Origin of the sequence: Paraburkholderia sp. BL23I1N1, assembly GCF_003610295.1 — a bacterium.
In the GTDB taxonomy this organism is placed as follows: domain Bacteria; phylum Pseudomonadota; class Gammaproteobacteria; order Burkholderiales; family Burkholderiaceae; genus Paraburkholderia.
Window position 1 is genome coordinate 2,252,256 of record NZ_RAPV01000001.1, and the last position, 15,870, is coordinate 2,268,125.

Annotated in this window: 18 protein-coding genes and 2 pseudogenes; 17 read left to right on the top strand and 3 right to left on the bottom strand. The window is 57.9% G+C overall.

Annotated elements, in window-relative coordinates; all coding sequences use genetic code 11:
* The first annotated feature begins 31 nt into the window (after positions 1-31).
* From B0G76_RS10595 to B0G76_RS10620, 6 genes are all read left to right on the top strand, one after another.
* Positions 32-784, top strand: coding sequence for an Asp/Glu racemase (locus B0G76_RS10595; RefSeq protein WP_120291932.1), 753 nt, complete (start codon positions 32-34; stop codon positions 782-784).
* Positions 785-827: 43 nt separating this feature from the next.
* Entirely contained in the window at positions 828-1,682 is an 855-nt protein-coding gene (locus B0G76_RS10600) for an alpha/beta fold hydrolase (RefSeq protein ID WP_120296295.1), read from the top strand.
* A gap of 24 nt (positions 1,683-1,706) precedes the next feature.
* The gene (locus tag B0G76_RS10605; protein ID WP_120291934.1) at positions 1,707-2,741 is read left to right on the top strand and encodes a 2,5-dihydroxypyridine 5,6-dioxygenase; all 1,035 of its coding nucleotides are present in this window, start codon (positions 1,707-1,709) and stop codon (positions 2,739-2,741) included.
* A gap of 9 nt (positions 2,742-2,750) precedes the next feature.
* Entirely contained in the window at positions 2,751-3,374 is a 624-nt protein-coding gene (locus B0G76_RS10610; protein ID WP_120291936.1) for an N-carbamoylsarcosine amidohydrolase, read from the top strand.
* 169 nt (positions 3,375-3,543) lie between these two features.
* Positions 3,544-5,139, top strand: coding sequence for an MFS transporter (locus B0G76_RS10615; protein ID WP_120291938.1), 1,596 nt, complete (start codon positions 3,544-3,546; stop codon positions 5,137-5,139).
* 85 nt (positions 5,140-5,224) lie between these two features.
* Positions 5,225-6,316, top strand: coding sequence for a porin (locus tag B0G76_RS10620; protein ID WP_120291940.1), 1,092 nt, complete (start codon positions 5,225-5,227; stop codon positions 6,314-6,316).
* A gap of 34 nt (positions 6,317-6,350) precedes the next feature.
* Here the strand turns inward: B0G76_RS10620 and B0G76_RS10625 are convergent, their stop codons facing one another.
* Positions 6,351-6,857, bottom strand: a complete 507-nt coding sequence (locus B0G76_RS10625) for a MarR family winged helix-turn-helix transcriptional regulator (RefSeq protein WP_120291941.1) — start codon at positions 6,855-6,857, stop codon at positions 6,351-6,353.
* Positions 6,858-7,270: 413 nt separating this feature from the next.
* Between B0G76_RS10625 and B0G76_RS10630 the strand changes: the two genes are divergently transcribed.
* The 6 genes and pseudogenes from B0G76_RS10630 (at position 7,271) to B0G76_RS10655 (ending at position 12,005) form a co-directional block, all read left to right on the top strand.
* A complete protein-coding gene (locus tag B0G76_RS10630) occupies positions 7,271-8,596 on the top strand; it encodes an MFS transporter (RefSeq protein ID WP_183082022.1) in 1,326 nt (441 codons plus the stop codon).
* 96 nt (positions 8,597-8,692) lie between these two features.
* Positions 8,693-8,965: pseudogene (locus B0G76_RS10635) on the top strand (XdhC family protein); the annotation flags it as partial.
* A gap of 83 nt (positions 8,966-9,048) precedes the next feature.
* On the top strand, positions 9,049-10,200 hold the full coding sequence (locus tag B0G76_RS10640; protein ID WP_120291943.1) for a branched-chain amino acid ABC transporter substrate-binding protein: 1,152 nt from the start codon (positions 9,049-9,051) through the stop codon (positions 10,198-10,200).
* 229 nt (positions 10,201-10,429) lie between these two features.
* Positions 10,430-11,590 (top strand): porin, encoded by a 1,161-nt coding sequence (locus B0G76_RS10645; protein WP_120291945.1) that lies wholly within the window; start codon positions 10,430-10,432, stop codon positions 11,588-11,590.
* A 119-nt stretch (positions 11,591-11,709) separates the two neighbouring features.
* The gene (locus tag B0G76_RS10650) at positions 11,710-11,859 is read left to right on the top strand and encodes a hypothetical protein (RefSeq protein ID WP_183082023.1); all 150 of its coding nucleotides are present in this window, start codon (positions 11,710-11,712) and stop codon (positions 11,857-11,859) included.
* A gap of 29 nt (positions 11,860-11,888) precedes the next feature.
* Positions 11,889-12,005, top strand: a complete 117-nt coding sequence (locus B0G76_RS10655) for a phosphoribulokinase (RefSeq protein WP_220700740.1) — start codon at positions 11,889-11,891, stop codon at positions 12,003-12,005.
* A 111-nt stretch (positions 12,006-12,116) separates the two neighbouring features.
* Here B0G76_RS10655 and B0G76_RS43660 read toward each other — a convergent pair whose 3' ends face one another.
* Positions 12,117-12,356: a hypothetical protein gene (locus B0G76_RS43660; RefSeq protein ID WP_409076706.1), complete on the bottom strand. Its 240-nt coding sequence runs from the start codon at positions 12,354-12,356 to the stop codon at positions 12,117-12,119.
* Positions 12,357-12,389: 33 nt separating this feature from the next.
* The gene (locus B0G76_RS10665) at positions 12,390-12,824 is read right to left on the bottom strand and encodes a carboxymuconolactone decarboxylase family protein (protein ID WP_120291949.1); all 435 of its coding nucleotides are present in this window, start codon (positions 12,822-12,824) and stop codon (positions 12,390-12,392) included.
* 449 nt (positions 12,825-13,273) lie between these two features.
* On the opposite strand from B0G76_RS10665, the gene B0G76_RS10670 reads away from it, so the two are divergent.
* The 5 genes and pseudogenes from B0G76_RS10670 (at position 13,274) to B0G76_RS10690 (ending at position 15,818) form a co-directional block, all read left to right on the top strand.
* Positions 13,274-13,552, top strand: a complete 279-nt coding sequence (locus B0G76_RS10670; protein ID WP_120291951.1) for a YciI family protein — start codon at positions 13,274-13,276, stop codon at positions 13,550-13,552.
* Between the two features lie 65 nt (positions 13,553-13,617).
* Positions 13,618-13,950 (top strand): annotated as a pseudogene (locus tag B0G76_RS10675) (phage late control D family protein); the annotation flags it as partial.
* Between the two features lie 199 nt (positions 13,951-14,149).
* Positions 14,150-14,515, top strand: coding sequence for a tlde1 domain-containing protein (locus B0G76_RS10680; RefSeq protein WP_120296296.1), 366 nt, complete (start codon positions 14,150-14,152; stop codon positions 14,513-14,515).
* The gene (locus B0G76_RS10685; RefSeq protein WP_120291953.1) at positions 14,512-15,003 is read left to right on the top strand and encodes a hypothetical protein; all 492 of its coding nucleotides are present in this window, start codon (positions 14,512-14,514) and stop codon (positions 15,001-15,003) included. The genes B0G76_RS10680 and B0G76_RS10685 overlap by 4 nt, the downstream gene beginning before the upstream one ends.
* 386 nt (positions 15,004-15,389) lie before the next feature.
* Positions 15,390-15,818 (top strand): YciI family protein, encoded by a 429-nt coding sequence (locus tag B0G76_RS10690; protein WP_120291955.1) that lies wholly within the window; start codon positions 15,390-15,392, stop codon positions 15,816-15,818.
* Positions 15,819-15,870: the final 52 nt, after the last annotated feature.

The window sequence follows — 15,870 nt, forward strand, 5'->3', positions numbered from 1 at the left end:
AAAATCACGTTAAATTTATCTAGAGGTAACCATGACGAAGCAATACAGAATTGGTCAGATTGTGCCGAGTTCGAACACGACGATGGAGACGGAGATTCCGGCGATGTTGCTCGCGCGCCAGACGATCCGTGCCGAGCGTTTCACGTTCCACTCCAGCCGCATGCGCATGAAGAAGGTGGTGAAGGAAGAGTTGGCCGCCATGGATGCTGAGTCCGACCGCTGTGCGCTCGAACTCAGCGATGCCCGCGTCGATGTGCTCGGCTATGCGTGTCTGGTCGCGATCATGGCGATGGGTCACGGTTACCACCGCGTGTCGCAGAAGCGTCTGCATGCGCGCACGGTCGAGAATGGTGGGGCGGCGCCGGTCATCACCAGCGCTGGCGCACTCGTCGATGCGCTAAAGGTGATCGGCGCAAAGCGTATCGTGGTGGTCGCCCCGTACATGAAGCCGCTCACCGAACTGGTGGTCGACTACATCCGTAACGAAGGTTACGAGGTGCTCGATTGCCGTGCCCTCGAGATTCCCGACAACCTCGACGTGGGCCGTCATGACCCGAGCCTGCTGCCGGGCATCGTTTCCCAGATGGACACGACGCATGCCGACGCGATCGTGCTCTCGGCGTGCGTTCAGATGCCTTCGCTGCCGGCCGTAGCCAAGGTGGAAGCGATGACGGGCAAGCCCGTCATCACCGCCTCGATTGCGACGACCTACGCGATGCTCAAGCAGCTTGATCTGGAAGCGGTGGTGCCGGGTGCCGGCGCATTGCTTTCGGGTGCCTACTGACGTGCTGACGCTTAACGACTCCGATAACGACGCCGAGACCCGTATGAGCCACACATCCACCTTCCTCTACGGCGGCAACGTTCACGCGAACGGAATCCGCCAGCACTACCTGCGCTACGGGGTCGCGACCGGCGCGCGCGCCGGTCGCGACCCCGTCATCATCGTGCCGGGCATAACCAGTCCGGCTGTGACGTGGGGTTTCGTCGGCGAGCACTTCGGCACGACGTTCGACACCTATGTGCTCGATGTTCGTGGCCGGGGCCTGTCCTCGGCATCGGACACACTGGACTACAGCCTGGATGCGCAGGCCGCGGATCTGGTCGCGTTCGCCCAGGCGCTGGGGCTGACGCGCTACAGCGTGGTGGGCCACTCGATGGGCGGCCGCATTGGCGTACGCGCCGCGCGCACGCAGCCGCACGGTCTTGCGCGGCTGGTCATGCTCGATCCGCCCGTGTCCGGTCCGGGCCGTCGCCCGTATCCGTCGCAACTGCCCTGGTACGTCGATTCGATGCGCCTCGCGCGCGAAGGCACGGACGCCGAGGGTATGCGCGCGTTCTGTCCCAGCTGGACCGATGAGCAGCGCCAACTGCGCGCCGAGTGGCTGCACACGTGTGACGAGCGCGCCGTGATCGCGAGCTTTCGGGGCTTCCATACCGATGACGTGCATGGGGACCTGCCGCACGTCGGCGTGCCCGTCCTGCTGATGACGGCCGGACGCGGCGACGTGGTCCGACTCGAAGACATCGAGGAGATCCACACGCTGGTGCCGCAGCTCAAGCACTCGCACGTGTCCGACGCCGGCCACATGATTCCGTGGGACGACGAACACGGTTTCTATCGCGCGTTCGGTGACTTCCTGGGCGCGCCGCTGCCGGTTCTGGCCGCCAACCGGGCCTGACACCCCTCTTTCAAGGAGAACACGATGCCAGTCAGCGATTACCAGATGGTTGACGCGTGGAAGCAGGTGTTGACACTCTCGCGCCTTGAAGCGGGCCAGACTGTCACGATTCTGACGAGCGCGGCCACCCATGCGCAAACGCTCTCGACCGCGTTGATCGCGACGCAGTCAATGGGTGCGATCGTCAACCGGCTGGACCTGCCGCCGGTGAATGGCGAGAAGGCGCTCAGCCGCGACTCGCTCGCATACCTTGGCACGACACCGCTCACGGGTAACCCCGCAGCGATTGCCGCGCTCAAGGCGAGCGACCTTGTTCTGGACCTGATGACGCTGCTGTTCTCGCCGGAGCAACTCGACATTCTGAATACCGGCACCAAGATCCTGCTCGCAGTCGAGCCGCCTGAAGTGCTTACGCGGCTCGTGCCAAGTCTGGCCGACCGCGAGCGGGTGCTGGCCGCTCAGGCCCGCATCAACCGGTCCAAAGAAATGCACATTATTTCGGCCGCCGGGACGGACTTCCACTGTCCGATCGGCGAATTCGAGGCGATCGCGGAATACGGTTTCGTCGACACGCCAGGCCGGTGGGATCACTGGCCCAGCGGTTTTGCGCTGACGTTCCCGGACGAAGGCCGCGCCTACGGGCGCATCGTAATCGACCGGGGCGACATCCTGCTGCCGCAAAAGTGCTATGTGCAGGACCGGATCGAGTTCACCGTCGAGAACGGCTTTGCCACCCGCATTGAGGGCGGCATGGACGCGGACCTGCTCAAGGAGTACATGGGCACCTTCAGGGACCCCGAGGCATACGCCATCTCGCACATCGGCTGGGGGCTTCAGCCACGCGCGCACTGGTCAACGTTGGGGCTGTATGACCGGGAGGCGACCATCGGCATGGACGCGCGTGCCTTCGAGGGCAACTTCCTGTTCTCGCTCGGACCGAACAACGAAGCGGGTGGCAAGCGCACAACCACCTGCCATATCGACATTCCACTGCGTCACTGCGATGTGTTCCTCGATGGTGAGGCGGTGGTGCGCAACGGCCAGGTGCTGGATAAGTGAGGAATCGGCATGTCCAATGAACTTGATACCTACCAGCGCCAGAGCTTTGGCTCGACGCTCGAACCGAAGGCGCCGGTGGGTCTGCTTATCGTCGACTTTGTCAACGGCTTTGCCGACCCCGAGGTGTTTGGCGGGGGCAACATCGCACCGGCCATCGAGCGCACCGTTCTTCTGCTGGCCCATGCGCGCGAGCGCGGCTGGCCCATTGCCCACACGCGCATCGTGTTCGCGGACGACGATGCGGACCACAACATCTTTACGTTGAAGGTGCCGGGTCTGCTCGCACTCAAGGAGCACACGCACAACAGCGCCATCGTGCCGCAACTCACGCCGCGTGAGGGCGAACTGGTGGTGCGCAAGACGGTGCCCTCGGCATTCTTCGGCACGTCGCTGGCTGCGTGGCTTGCGCAGCGTGGCGTGCAGACGCTGCTGGTCGCTGGTGCGGTGACGAGCGGCTGTGTGCGCTCGAGCGTGGTTGACGCGATGCAGTACGGCTTCCGTCCGCTCGTACTTTCCGACTGCGTGGGCGACCGCGCCATCGCCCCGCACGAGGCCAACCTCTTTGATATGGCACAGAAGTATGCCGCCGTCATGACCCGGGACGAAGCACTCAGCGTTCTCGGAAATATGTAGCCGGTGTGAAGTAAGAGGGCGCGTCAGGTGGGACGCGCCCGATGTCGATCAGTAGCGCCTCTCGAATCGCCACGTGTGTCAACGAGGGTCCGTCTATATTGAGCCACCTTTCAATAATTACGTATAACTAAGTATATCTGTGGAGCGAACCGTGCAGCCAGGAGTGGGAATGGACATCTCAACGTCGGAGCCATCGCGGCGCGCTGTCACGCGCCGCGAATTTACGCTTATCATCGCGTCCTCATTTGGGGCATTGCTCGAATGGTACGACTTCTATATCTATGCCGCCCTGGCGGGAACATTCAGTACGCTCTTTTTTCCCAGCGAAAATGAGACCACGGCCTTTCTGGCCAGTCTCGCGACATTCGGCGCGGGGTTCCTCGTGCGGCCGCTCGGCGCACTATTCTTTGGTCGGCTCGGTGACAGGATCGGCCGAAAATATACCTTCATGGCGACCATTGTCCTGATGGGTGTCGCTACAGTGGGTGTGGGGCTGCTTCCTTCGTTTGCAAAGATTGGCATGTTCGCGCCGCTGTTGCTCGTATGCCTAAGACTTCTGCAGGGTTTTGCGCTGGGTGGTGAAACGGGTGGGGCGGCTACCTATCTGGCTGAACATTCGCCAGCCAAGCGCCGGGGTTTGTATACCAGCTCGCTGCAAACGACTGCCACACTGGGTTTGCTGGCATCCATCGGCGTTGTCAGCGCGAGCCGGTCCGCCATGGAGAGCGCATCGTTTCAGGATTGGGGCTGGCGGGTGCCGTTCCTGGTTTCACTCGTGTTGCTGGTGATCTCTGTTTACCTGCGTACGAAGTTGGCCGAGTCACCCACATTCCAGAGTATGAAGCACGCGGGAAAACTGTCGAAATCTCCAATCAGCGAAAGCTTCGGCAAGTGGGAAAACCTCAAGTACGTGCTGATCATGCTGTTCAGTACCGCGTCCGGTGTTGGCGTTGTGTTTGGAACCGGCCACTTCTACTCGATGTATTTCCTGCAAAACACGTTGAAGGTCGCGCCTAACACGGTGAACCTCTATCTGGCCATCGCCTTGGTATGCGTTTTTCCGTTCTACCTGATCTTCGGCTGGCTCTCGGACCGCATTGGGCGTAAGTGGATCATGATGGCAGCCTGCCTGTTGCTCGCCGCAACGACGCAGCCAATCTTTCACGCGTTGACCCACTACGCGAATCCGAAGTTGGAGGCGTTCCAGAAAAGCTCGCCTGTCATCGTTCACGCAGATGACTGCCACTTTTCGCTGTTTGCCGCACCGAGAACGGATTGCGACCGCATTCGTTCGTTCCTGAGTGCATCGGGCGTTTCATACCAGCAGATGCCATTGCAACCAAAGCAGTCGGCGGCCACCACGATTGGCAACGTCACCGTGCACGGCAGCGATCGGCACGACCTGGAGAATGCGCTGCTGGCCGCTGGCTGGGTGCAGCATGCGGACCCGGCGCAGATCAATGCGCCTATGGTCATCTTCCTTATGTGGTTGCTGATTGTGTATCTCGCGATGGTCTACGGTCCGATGGCGGCGTTCATGGTTGAACTGTTCCCCGCCCGAATCCGCTACACCTCGCTGTCACTTCCGTTCCATCTGGGATCCGGCTGGTTCGGCGGGATGTTGCCGTTCGTTGTTTCAGCCATGGCCGTTGCGAACGGAAACGTCTACTTCGGCCTGTGGTATCCGATTGCGATTGCAGTGCTCTCTCTAATAGTCGGTGTGCTTTTCGTTCCGGAAACGTTTCGCCGGGACATTTCCCAGTAGTCCATATTTCCCTATATAGCGAAGATTTTCCTTGTTGATTTTGGCAAAGGAAATCTTCGTACAATCTTGCATATAAGGTTTGGCGATGAGAACTTCATGGGCCGTTGCTGCAACGGCGTGTACTCTTGCGGCTGCCATTCCGGCGCGCGCGCAATCTTCCGTGCAACTCTGGGGTGCGCTCGATGCGGGGGTCACAATGGTCATCAATCAGAAGGGCGGGCACAACTACACGATGGACAACGGCATCGCGATGCCGAACCTGTGGGGCCTGCGCGGCACGGAAGATCTCGGCGGCGGTAACAAGGCAATATTTGAATTGATCGACCAGTTCAACCTCGGCACCGGCGCAATTTTTCCAACGAACGGCGGCGGACTATTTGGCCGTAACGCTTATGTGGGCGTGTCGAACGATCAGTACGGGAAACTGACGTTCGGCGAACAGTACGACTTCATGATTGACTCGTTGCTGCGCTTTGACAATTCGATCTACATCGCGGGGCTGTACGGTTTTCGCGAGGGACCATTTTCGGGACTTGGCATTCCGGGAAATTCGTCAGGGAACGCGAATTTCGACCGCATGTCGGGCACGGCTATCTCCAACTCGGTGAAATACACGACGCCAACGTACTATGGATTCTCGGCCGGTGCGCTTTACAGCTTTGGCGGTGTACCCGGTGCGATCGCGCAGAACGATGGTAAGAGCTTCGGCGCTAACTATGCTAACGGGCCTTTTTCGGCCGGTGTTGCATATACCTACCAACGATATGCGCAGCTTGCGAACGGCATGGCAGGGATACGAAATTTCGGGGCAGGGGCGGAGTATAAGTTCGGTCTGGCCGCGCTTAACGTCCTGTACACGAACACAAAAAACACGGCCAACAACGCAACCATCAACGTGTATCAGATCGGTACGCACTACCAGATTACGCCGGCACTTTCGGTCGGTGGAGACTACGAATTGATGAAAGGCAATGCCGTGCTTGCCAGCGACAAGGCTAACCAGTTCTCAGTGGGTGTTCGATATGCATTGTCCAAACGCACGGTACTTTACACAGAAGCCGTGTATCAGAAGGTGAGTGGCGACAACAACCCGCAGGCGTGGATCATGGCGGTGTCGAGCGCGTCGAGCAACGACAGGCAACTGCTGACGCGAGTGGGGATATTGCATCGGTTTTGAGAGCGGAAATATGGCGTCCCAGGACGCCATATTTTCAGTCAAAGTGTTTGAGCAATGTGCGGCCATACTGGTTGTTGCCTTCGACCAGTTGCATCATCATCCGGATGAATTCAATGCGTTCCTTGGCGTCCAAAGGAGCCAGAAATCGGACCTGAGCCTCGCGCATGCTCTCGTACATGTCGTTCATGACACGCCGCCCCTTGCTGCTGATATTGGCGATTTTCTGGCGTCCATCGGCGGGACTAGGCTCACGCTTGACAAGCCCCCGCTCTTCCAGGCGCCGGAGAACGTCGGCCATCGTCGTGCGGTCGACGCCGACTTCAGCGCAGAGTGAGGTCTGGTCAAGCCCAGGACGCTCGCTCAGCGTTGTGAGCAAGCCGTACTGAACCGGCGTAATCGCGAAGTCCTTGCAGCTTTCAAAGAACAGCGCGACGTGGATCTGGTTGAGGCGCCGGATCAGGAAGCCCGGACGCTGCCAGAGGTGACCGGTCTCAATCGCCGAATCCGAGACGGCAGTTTTTTTCTCCGTAACTGTGCCCATATTCATCCTTTTCAAAGAGTGCCGTCATTCACGACAAGTGTAACTGCTGTCTAGCGCTGATAGTCGTTGGCGCTTGCGTCATGGTAGGCAGGCGTAGCGTGCGCAAGAGCGGCAGACACTCCGTCTGCGTTCCTTGACGTGATGCCCCTGGGGGAACCCCAGTTGCATTCCCGGTTTTTTCGGGATAAAAACCTATCTGTCAGTGCGCTGACGATTTTACCGCCAAGTTGGCAAACCGTCGCGGGTGGCAGAGATTGACCTGATTTTAAGAGTCAACTTAAGAGAAGCGTCACGCAAGTATTTGACCCGAGTATTCGTTGGTGTGCTAGTCATATACCCATATAGTCAGCATACTGATCAAATGGGTTGGCAGTTTTGCCAAGCGTCAACTTTCATGTGTTTGGAGACAACGAATGAGTACTACCCCTGTACGATCGAATGAGGCTGCCCTAGGCGGGCAGTCGATGTCCTGGCGCGACATCAAGACGCTAGGGCTCGCCTCCCTGGGCGGCGCACTCGAATACTACGACTTCATCGTCGCCGTATTCTTCACGAAACTGCTCGCTACGGTGTTCTTTCCGCCGCACACACCGGAATGGCTCGCCCAGCTCGAAGTGTTCTGTATTTTCGCCGCCGGCTACCTCGTTCGGCCGATCGGCGGCATCTTCTTCGCCCACTTCGGTGACCGGATTGGCCGCAAGAAGATGTTCGCGCTCAGCCTGTTCCTGATGGCGTTTCCCACGTTGCTGATTGGCCTGCTGCCCAGCTATGCGATGTTCGGCATGGCCGCGCCGTTGCTGTTTCTGCTGTGCCGCGTCCTTCAGGGTCTCTCCGTTGGCGGAGAAGTGCCGGGTGCCTGGATCTTCTGCTCGGAACACGTGCGCCGTGACCGCGTGGGTCTCGCGTGCGGCCTGCTGATGTCGGGTCTTTGCACCGGCATCCTGCTCGGTGCGTTAAGCGCCAAATACCTGATGGGCAATCTCGATGCGGATAGCCTGAAGAGTTGGGGGTGGCGCGTACCGTTCATTGCCGGCGGCATCTTTGGGCTGATCTCCGTCTACCTGCGTCGCTACCTGCACGAAACGCCCGTCTTCGAGGCGCTGCGCGCCAAGCGTGCCGCCGACTCGCGTCTGCCGCTGTCGGTCGTGCTCAAACATCACCGTGGTGCGATCGTCGTATCGCTGCTGGCCACGTGGGTCTTTTCCGGCATCTTCGTACTGTATTTCCTGTACACGCCGACCTTCCTGCAGTCGCAGTTCCACTATGAAGCGAAAGCGGTCTTCACCAACAACTCCTGGTCGATCCTAGGGCTGATTATCGGCAGTACGGTTGCAGGCTGGGCCGCAGACCGGATTGGCGGCGGTAACGCTTACGCGCTGGGCAGCATGGCGATGCTGGTTGTGACAGGCGCCTTCTACTTCGCTCTGACTTCGGGCAGTAGCGCGGTGTGGCCGCTCTATATCGCAGGCGGTTTCCTGATCGGGACCATCACGCTCGGGCCGTACATCATCGTGAAAAGCTTCCCGCCTGAAGTCCGCTTCACGGGCTTTGCGCTGTCGTACAACACGGCCTACGCGATCTTCGGTGGCACCGCGCCGGCAGTGGCCTCGTACATGGTGGGTCGCCAGGGCATCGTCATGGCGCCCGCCTGGTATATCGCTGCACTCTGCGTACTCGGCGTCATCATTGGCCTCACCTGGCGCGCTCCAGTCCACGCCGACGTTGCATCCTCACATTGAGATAGGGGCGGCATCGAGAGAGCGCACTGGCCATTCGATGCCTGAATGACGCGCTGTCTTTGTCGCATCCTGTGGATTCCCACACAAGCCTTTATCATGGACAGCGTCGACCTTGAAGTGTTGAAAAGCAGTGCGCAGTGGATTGAAGCAGGGCGCCGCGCGCTGCTTGTCACCGTGGTCAAGACTTGGGGATCATCGCCGCGGCCAGAGGGCGCGATGCTGTCCGTCCGTGAGGACGGGCAAGTAGTCGATTCGGAGTCAGGCGGGTGTATCGAAGACGATCTGATTGATCGTGTGCGCCGGCGTGGTATCGAACAAACTCGACCGGAAGCCGTGAAGTACGGAATCACCGCAGATGAAGCACACCGGTCATCCATGAGCGGCTGATTCTGTAATTGATTAAGAATTTTAAATATGTAGCACTACATTATAATATTATTTAAGGAATTGCCATGAATTCATGCATTTTCGTCTGGCGGTCATCGGTTGCGCTGAGCGCACTCTCGCTGCTAGGAGCCACGGCTTGCAACGCTCAGGAGATCATCGTGAAAGTTGGCGTTGCAGCGCCAATGACAGGAGGTAACGCTGTGTACGGCAAGGACATCGAAGCCGGGGTGAAAATGGCCGTCGCGGAGGAAAATTCACACAAACCGGTCATAGGTGGTGTGCCGGTTCGCTTCGAGGTTGAGTCGCAGGATGATCAGGCGGATCCACGTCTCGGTGTCCAGGTTGCCCAGCAACTCGTCGATGACGGCGCGGTATTTGTGGTTGGTCACTTCAATTCAGGTACGACGTTGCCGGCATCGCAGATCTACGCCAAGGCTGGAATCCCTATGTTGACTCCATCGGCCACGAATCCCACGATCACACAGGCGGGGCTGAGCACGGTTTACCGCGTCATCGCGACGGATGCTCAAAATGCCGGCGCAGCGGGCGCTTACGCGGTGAAAGTCTCGAACGCCAAGCGGATTGCCGTTCTCGACGACCGGACGGCATTTGGGCAGGGTGAGGCCGACGAGTTCGTCAAGGCCGTTACCGCGAGCGGTGGGACGGTCATCGACCGGGAATTTACCAACGATAAGGCAGTCGACTTCAGTTCCCAGCTCACTCATATAAAAAGTCTCAACGCAGACCTGATCTTTTGCGGCGTGCTTGATGCGCAGGCGGCGATGCTTGTCAAGCGCATGAAGCAACTGGGCATGAAGGCGCAATTTGTGGGCGGAGGGGGAGTCATGGATGCCGACTTCATCAAGTTGGCAGGTACAGCGGCGGAAGGCGCCATGGCGTGGGAGTATGGGCATCCCATCGACACCCTTGCGCAGGGCAAAGCCTTCCAGACCAATTTCAAGAGAATGTACGGTGTCGATATGCTGTCGTACGCTCCGTTTGCATACGACGCTGCCACGCTCGCGATAAAGGCCATGCAGAAGGCCGATTCTGTCAAGCCGTCGGTCTTTAACACGTCAATCAAATCAACCGACTTCCAGGGCGTCACCGGAGAAATTCAGTTCGAGAAAAATGGTGACCTGAAGAACGCAAGCTCCACTTTATATCGCGTCAAGGGTGACGCGTGGGTGCCAGTTACAAGCAGGCCAGGGGCGTAAGGTATCCGCATAGGAAGCAGGATTCGGGACTCGTCCTGTTCGACTCTCGCTAGCGCTCCATCAGCAGTCCGGCGACTCGCCAGGTATCCGGCGCCTGCCTCTACGAAATTAGCTTTACATACCAGTCGACGTGCCGACTTGTGTCGGCACGCTCGCAACGCCGATAGGCGTCACAATTTTCCATTGTAAAAAAAGCCGCTTAAATAATATTTTGACCTGGAGATCCTTGATGAAAAAGCATGGCGTTGCCTTCGCCGCACTTCTTGCATTCGCGTCCCCCGTATTTGCGCAAAGTACTGTCACACTCTACGGATTGAATGACGAAGGCTTCAACTACACCAATAACGCTAACGCGCAAGGCAAAGCTGCTTATCAACTCGAAAGCGGCTACGCGCAGGGTAGCCGATGGGGCCTGCGAGGATCGGAAGACCTCGGCGGCGGGTTGAAGGCCATATTCACTCTGGAAAATGGCTTCGATGTCAATTCCGGGAAGCTCGGGCAAGGCGGCCGGATGTTCGGCCGCCAGGCGTATGTAGGACTTGCAAGTGACAAGTTCGGCACGGTCACGTTCGGCCGGCAGTACGACTCTCTTGTTGACTATCTTGCTCAGACAACGGCAAACGGAAACTGGGGTGGCTATCTGCTTGCACATCCGTACGACAACGACAATACGGACAACTCGTTTCGCGTAAACAACACGGTGAAATACGCGAGTCCAGCATTCTCTGGCTTTCAGTTTGGTGGTACGTACAGTTTCAGCAACGGTACAAACTTCGCCAACAACAGACAGTATAGTGTTGGCGCGCAGTATGCGAATGGTGGCCTGCTTATCGCTGCCGCATATCTGCAGGCAAATAATCCAGGACTTAACGCTGCGGGCGCAATAGCCACCGATGATGCGAACTTCCTGTCACAACGCCTCCGTGTGTTCGGTGGTGGCATCAACTACACGTTCGGCAGCGCTACAGTGGGATTTGCTTACACAAACACAGTTGTCGACCAGCCGGCAGCTACCGGCACATCAGCGTATGTCGGTTCGATTACGCCGGTCAATGGCGGAACGCTCTCATCGCTTCGGTTCCGGAACTACGAAGTGAACGGCAAATATCAGCTCACGCCCGCGTTCTTCGTCGGGGCACAGTACGTCTATACGGCTGCCACCATGGACGCAACGTCCGGTAATGGCAAACCGAAATACCATACGGCCGGGCTCATGGCTGATTACAACGTCTCGAAGAGAACCGATTTCTATCTTCAGGTTGCCTTTCAGAAGGTCGCTGGGGACAAGACTGGTACGGTGCTCGACAACGCCTACATTCCGGGCGCAGGCGGTGTTTCATCTAATTCGAACCAGGTCGCGGTTCGTCTCGCAGTTCGTCACAAGTTTTAAGCGCTGCTAAGCGGTCAGGCCGCGATGATTAAAACTTCCCTGTCAGTGGCCAGGCGTGGACTTGGCGGCCGCAGTCCCCGCGATAGTCTGACGGGGAGGTTTCCAAGCGCCCGGTCGCGTTGTTCGTCGACGAAGCCCATGACCTGAACGGCAATACCCTGACGGGCTTGAAGCGCCTGATGGAACTGGTCGAGGACGGCGACGGGAGCCTGTCGGTGATACTGGCCGGTCACCCGAAACTGCGCAACGACTTGCGGAGCCGACCCTGACCCGTCACGGCTATCGCATCAAAGACCTCGTGAAGCAGTTCGACGCCAAACCGGCGGAAATCAAGGCGCTCTTCAGCAACTCACTGGACCCGGTGCGGACCGCGACGTTGCGAGACAAGATGCTCGCGGCCGGGCTGCCGATCTGACTTTCGTCAGTTGCAGATAATGTGAGCACGCGACGATGGAATGCAAGCACGCGCGGCTAAATGCAATCACAGTTGCAGATAATCCGAGCACGCGCGTTCCGTCGGTTGCAGTTAATCCGAGCAGGAAACTGCATCGATTGCAAGCACGGCCGGTTTCGAATGCAAGTCGCTCACATAGTCGACGACGAGCGCCGTCATTGTTTTGCCCGGCACGTTGGCGATTGCCTCGGTGAACGCGGGTGTAATCGTTTCCTGTGTAGCGGCTGCACCGGCGGCGAAGACGGTTTGCGGGATTCCCGCGGTGGAAAAACCGGCGAGCGCTGCCACCGCGATAAGCGTACGAAATTTCATAGGACCACTCCTGGCTCAAGGCCTGCAATACGCTCAGGCCGGCAGCTTGCGAAACGCGATCGCGAAGCGGTTCCATGCGTTGATGGCCGAGACCAGCAGCGTCAGGTCGACCAGTTCCTCGTCGCTGAAATGCGGGCGTACGGCTTGCCACACGGCGTCGGGTACGTGCTCTTGCGAGACCAGCGTGAGCGCTTCGGTCCATTCGAGCGCGGCGCGTTCACGGTCGGTGAAGAAGGGCGTTTCACGCCATACCACGACGGTGGCCAGACGCCGCTCGGATTCGCCGCCTTTGCGGGCGTCCGTGGTGTGCATATCGACGCAGAAAGCGCAGCCGTTGATCTGCGACGCGCGCAGACGGACCAGTTCAGTCAGCGATTTTTCGAGGGCCGATTTGCCGATGCGTTCTTCGACGCCGAGCAATGACTTGATGGCGGGGCTGGCTTTGTAGAAGTCGAGACGTTGTTTCATGCTTCACTCCTTGAGCGTCTGGACCCACTCAGTGGGCCGGTGAGTGAAGATTAGGCGGTTAATTGGCCTTATTGAATAGCCGATTTTGTCTATTTTAAGGTGGCCACTTTTCGCTCTGAATCTGCGCAGGCAGGGCGCGGATTGGTTCACCTCAAGTCTGACTTCGAAAAATCGGATCATTCGGTAAACCACAGGACGTGTAGCGCATCTGGTTACGCGGCGATGGACTGATACTGAATCAGTTCTCCCGCCATGGAGATTATTTTCGTACTCGCGTTACCCGGTAGATTCGCCCATGGTTCAACTCCGAATTGCGACTGGGAAGGCCATCGAATCCGGCCAATACCGTGCCTGCGTAAGCACAACGAAGCAATATACCCGGCAGGATTCCTGTGCCATTTGGCAGGCGCGTGTCAATCCTGTCCAACTTCGATAGGGAACTGCAAAACATGAACTGGATCGTTTACTGCACCGATATGCCTGGTGCGCACGAGCTTCGGGAGGCCAATACGCCGAAGCATCGCGCCTATCTGGAGACCAGACCGATCGTTCTTGTCACATCCGGTCCACTGGTGGACGACGCCGGCGAGAAAAAGATCGGCAGCTTCTTTCTGGTGGAAGCGCAGACGCGTGAGGAAGTCGAGGCGTTCAATCGCAACGATCCGTTCTTCGCGCTGGGACTCTGGGATGAAGTCAGAATTCATCGTTTTCATCGCCGTGTGGGTTGAACGACTTCGCGTCTCGCAGTGCATTCGCTAACAAAATTTAATGAACATCCGGCGGCTCGTCCGTTGGCGAAAACAACAGGAATGTGAAAGTCCTGCCGGAGGACCATGCGAGCGAAGCCGAAGCGCGGGCGGCGGCCGTTGGCGAGTTTGCACGCACGCAGCGTAGTCAGGCGACGTTCTCTTACCAGCTCGCGCTCGGGCGGCCTGAGGTTTTCCCAAAGCTGCCGGTGAGCGTCTCCGGCTTCAAACTGGAGATCAACGAAACACCCTGGCTCGTGAAGGAGGCAACACATACGCTTAACGGCGATGGCGGGCTTACCACGTCACTCGAAATGGAAGTGCGCGACGACCCGACGACCGACCGGCACCGCTCGCATTTTCGCAAGGGAAGTCAGTGACATACCGGCACGTGAGTAAAACTGATGCATTGAAAGGGGGCGCCAAGCGCCTCCTGTTTATGGCTATCGCGACCGATGCAAGCGGCATAGAAGAAGGCATAAAGCTTTATATGACCGGCTGGTTTATCTGATAATGTGCACTCCGCGTTTCTCCCTTGTCGGTGAGAACAGCTTTTTACAGTTGAAACAAGGAACGCTTATGCCGTGGTCATATCAGCAGAGCACCGGAAACCTTTCGTTCAATGGCGAATTCGTTGAACGCGGTTACTCCGGCGCGGCGACAGGTAAAAACAATCCAGCTATGCAGGCGGTTCCAAACATTGGGCCAATCCCGCGTGGTAATTATCAAGTCGGCGAACCCCACACCTCCCCCCACACGGGAACCTACACACTCAATCTAACGCCGACCGCTGGAACCAATACGTTTGGGCGAAGTGCTTTCAGGATTCATGGCGATAGCCTGCACCACCCGGGTACAGCGTCCGAAGGCTGCATTATCATGGGCGTTCAAACTCGCCATCGCATATGGGTGAGCGGCGATCGTCGGTTAGAGGTTATTCAATGAAACGCACATCCGGTTTCACGCTTGTACTCGCCTTGGCTTGCTCGACAGCAAACGCAGGCGCACAAACAAGCCCCTCCATTTTAGCCAAACAGATCAACGACGAAGGCGCAAAGGCCACGGTAGGCGCCATGTCGGAGTCAGAATGGGACAACGTTCTTACCCATATCGATTCTGGCAATGCCGCATGGATCGCACTTGCACCAAAGCTTGCAAAAGGGACTGACGGCGGGAATTCGGAAGACCTAGGAATCGGATTGGCCTACGCGCTCCCCAAAAATGCCAAGGCGGTTCTATCGGCCATCGATCCCGACAACGGGCCAGTGCTGGGCGTCAGTCGCGTTTGCTCTGCGCCCTTCATCGAAGATACAGTGAAGGACATTCCCGCCTACATCAAGCGTGCCAAAGCGGCGCTAACCAAGGTCCACGAACCATCGTTGCAAAACGTAAAAAAAGATTGCCTGGCGGAGCTATCAAAGCCGCAAGGATAAGCGTATATAAAACGTTGGATTTCTCGATCACAGAAAAAAGGGGCGACCTATGCCCCCCTTTTTTGCGTCTCGACGTCAGGGACCAAGGCGGTTGTTATCCGGCTCTGTGCGGCCACGAACGGTCATTCGACATCTATCTACCCCTAGATCGTTGACCGAGGAGTTTCGTTAGTCCTTACGACAGCTGGACGCCTTTGAACTGGAAGAGAAGTGTATCGCCGCGTGGGGCCATTTCGTGGCGGGCAATGCATGACTACATTCGCAGCGCTCTGAGAAAAACTGCGAAGTCGTGTCTTGCGCATGTCGATTTCTCCCACGATCATTCGTCGTAGACACTGGAGGCGCCTTTGCCTCCGAACATTATCGTCTTCAACGGAGAAACCTAAATGCGTGTAATGGTCATCATCAAGGCAACCCCCGAATCCGAAGCCGGGCAAATGCCAAGCATGGAACTCATCGCGGCGATGGGCAAATATAACGAGGAACTGGTGAAGGCTGGGATCATGCAAGGCGGCGACGGGCTGAAGCCGAGTTCGGCAGGCGCGCGCGTGAGGTTTTCAGGGAAGGACCGAACCGTCGTTGACGGCCCATTTGCAGAAATCAAGGAATTGATCGCCGGGTACTGGCTCTGGCAAGTTCAATCGATGGACGAAGCGATTGAATGGGTAAAGCGCTGTCCGAATCCGATGGTGAGTGATTCAGAGATCGAGATTCGACCTTTTTTTGAGCCTGCGGACTTTGGCGAGGCCTTTACACCCGAGCTTCAAGACCAAGAAAAGCATCTGCGGCAGCAGATTGACGGGCAGGCGCGCTGACAGTTTTCACTGCATCAGTCTGCGGGGTATGCAGAGGCACCCCAATTGGCTA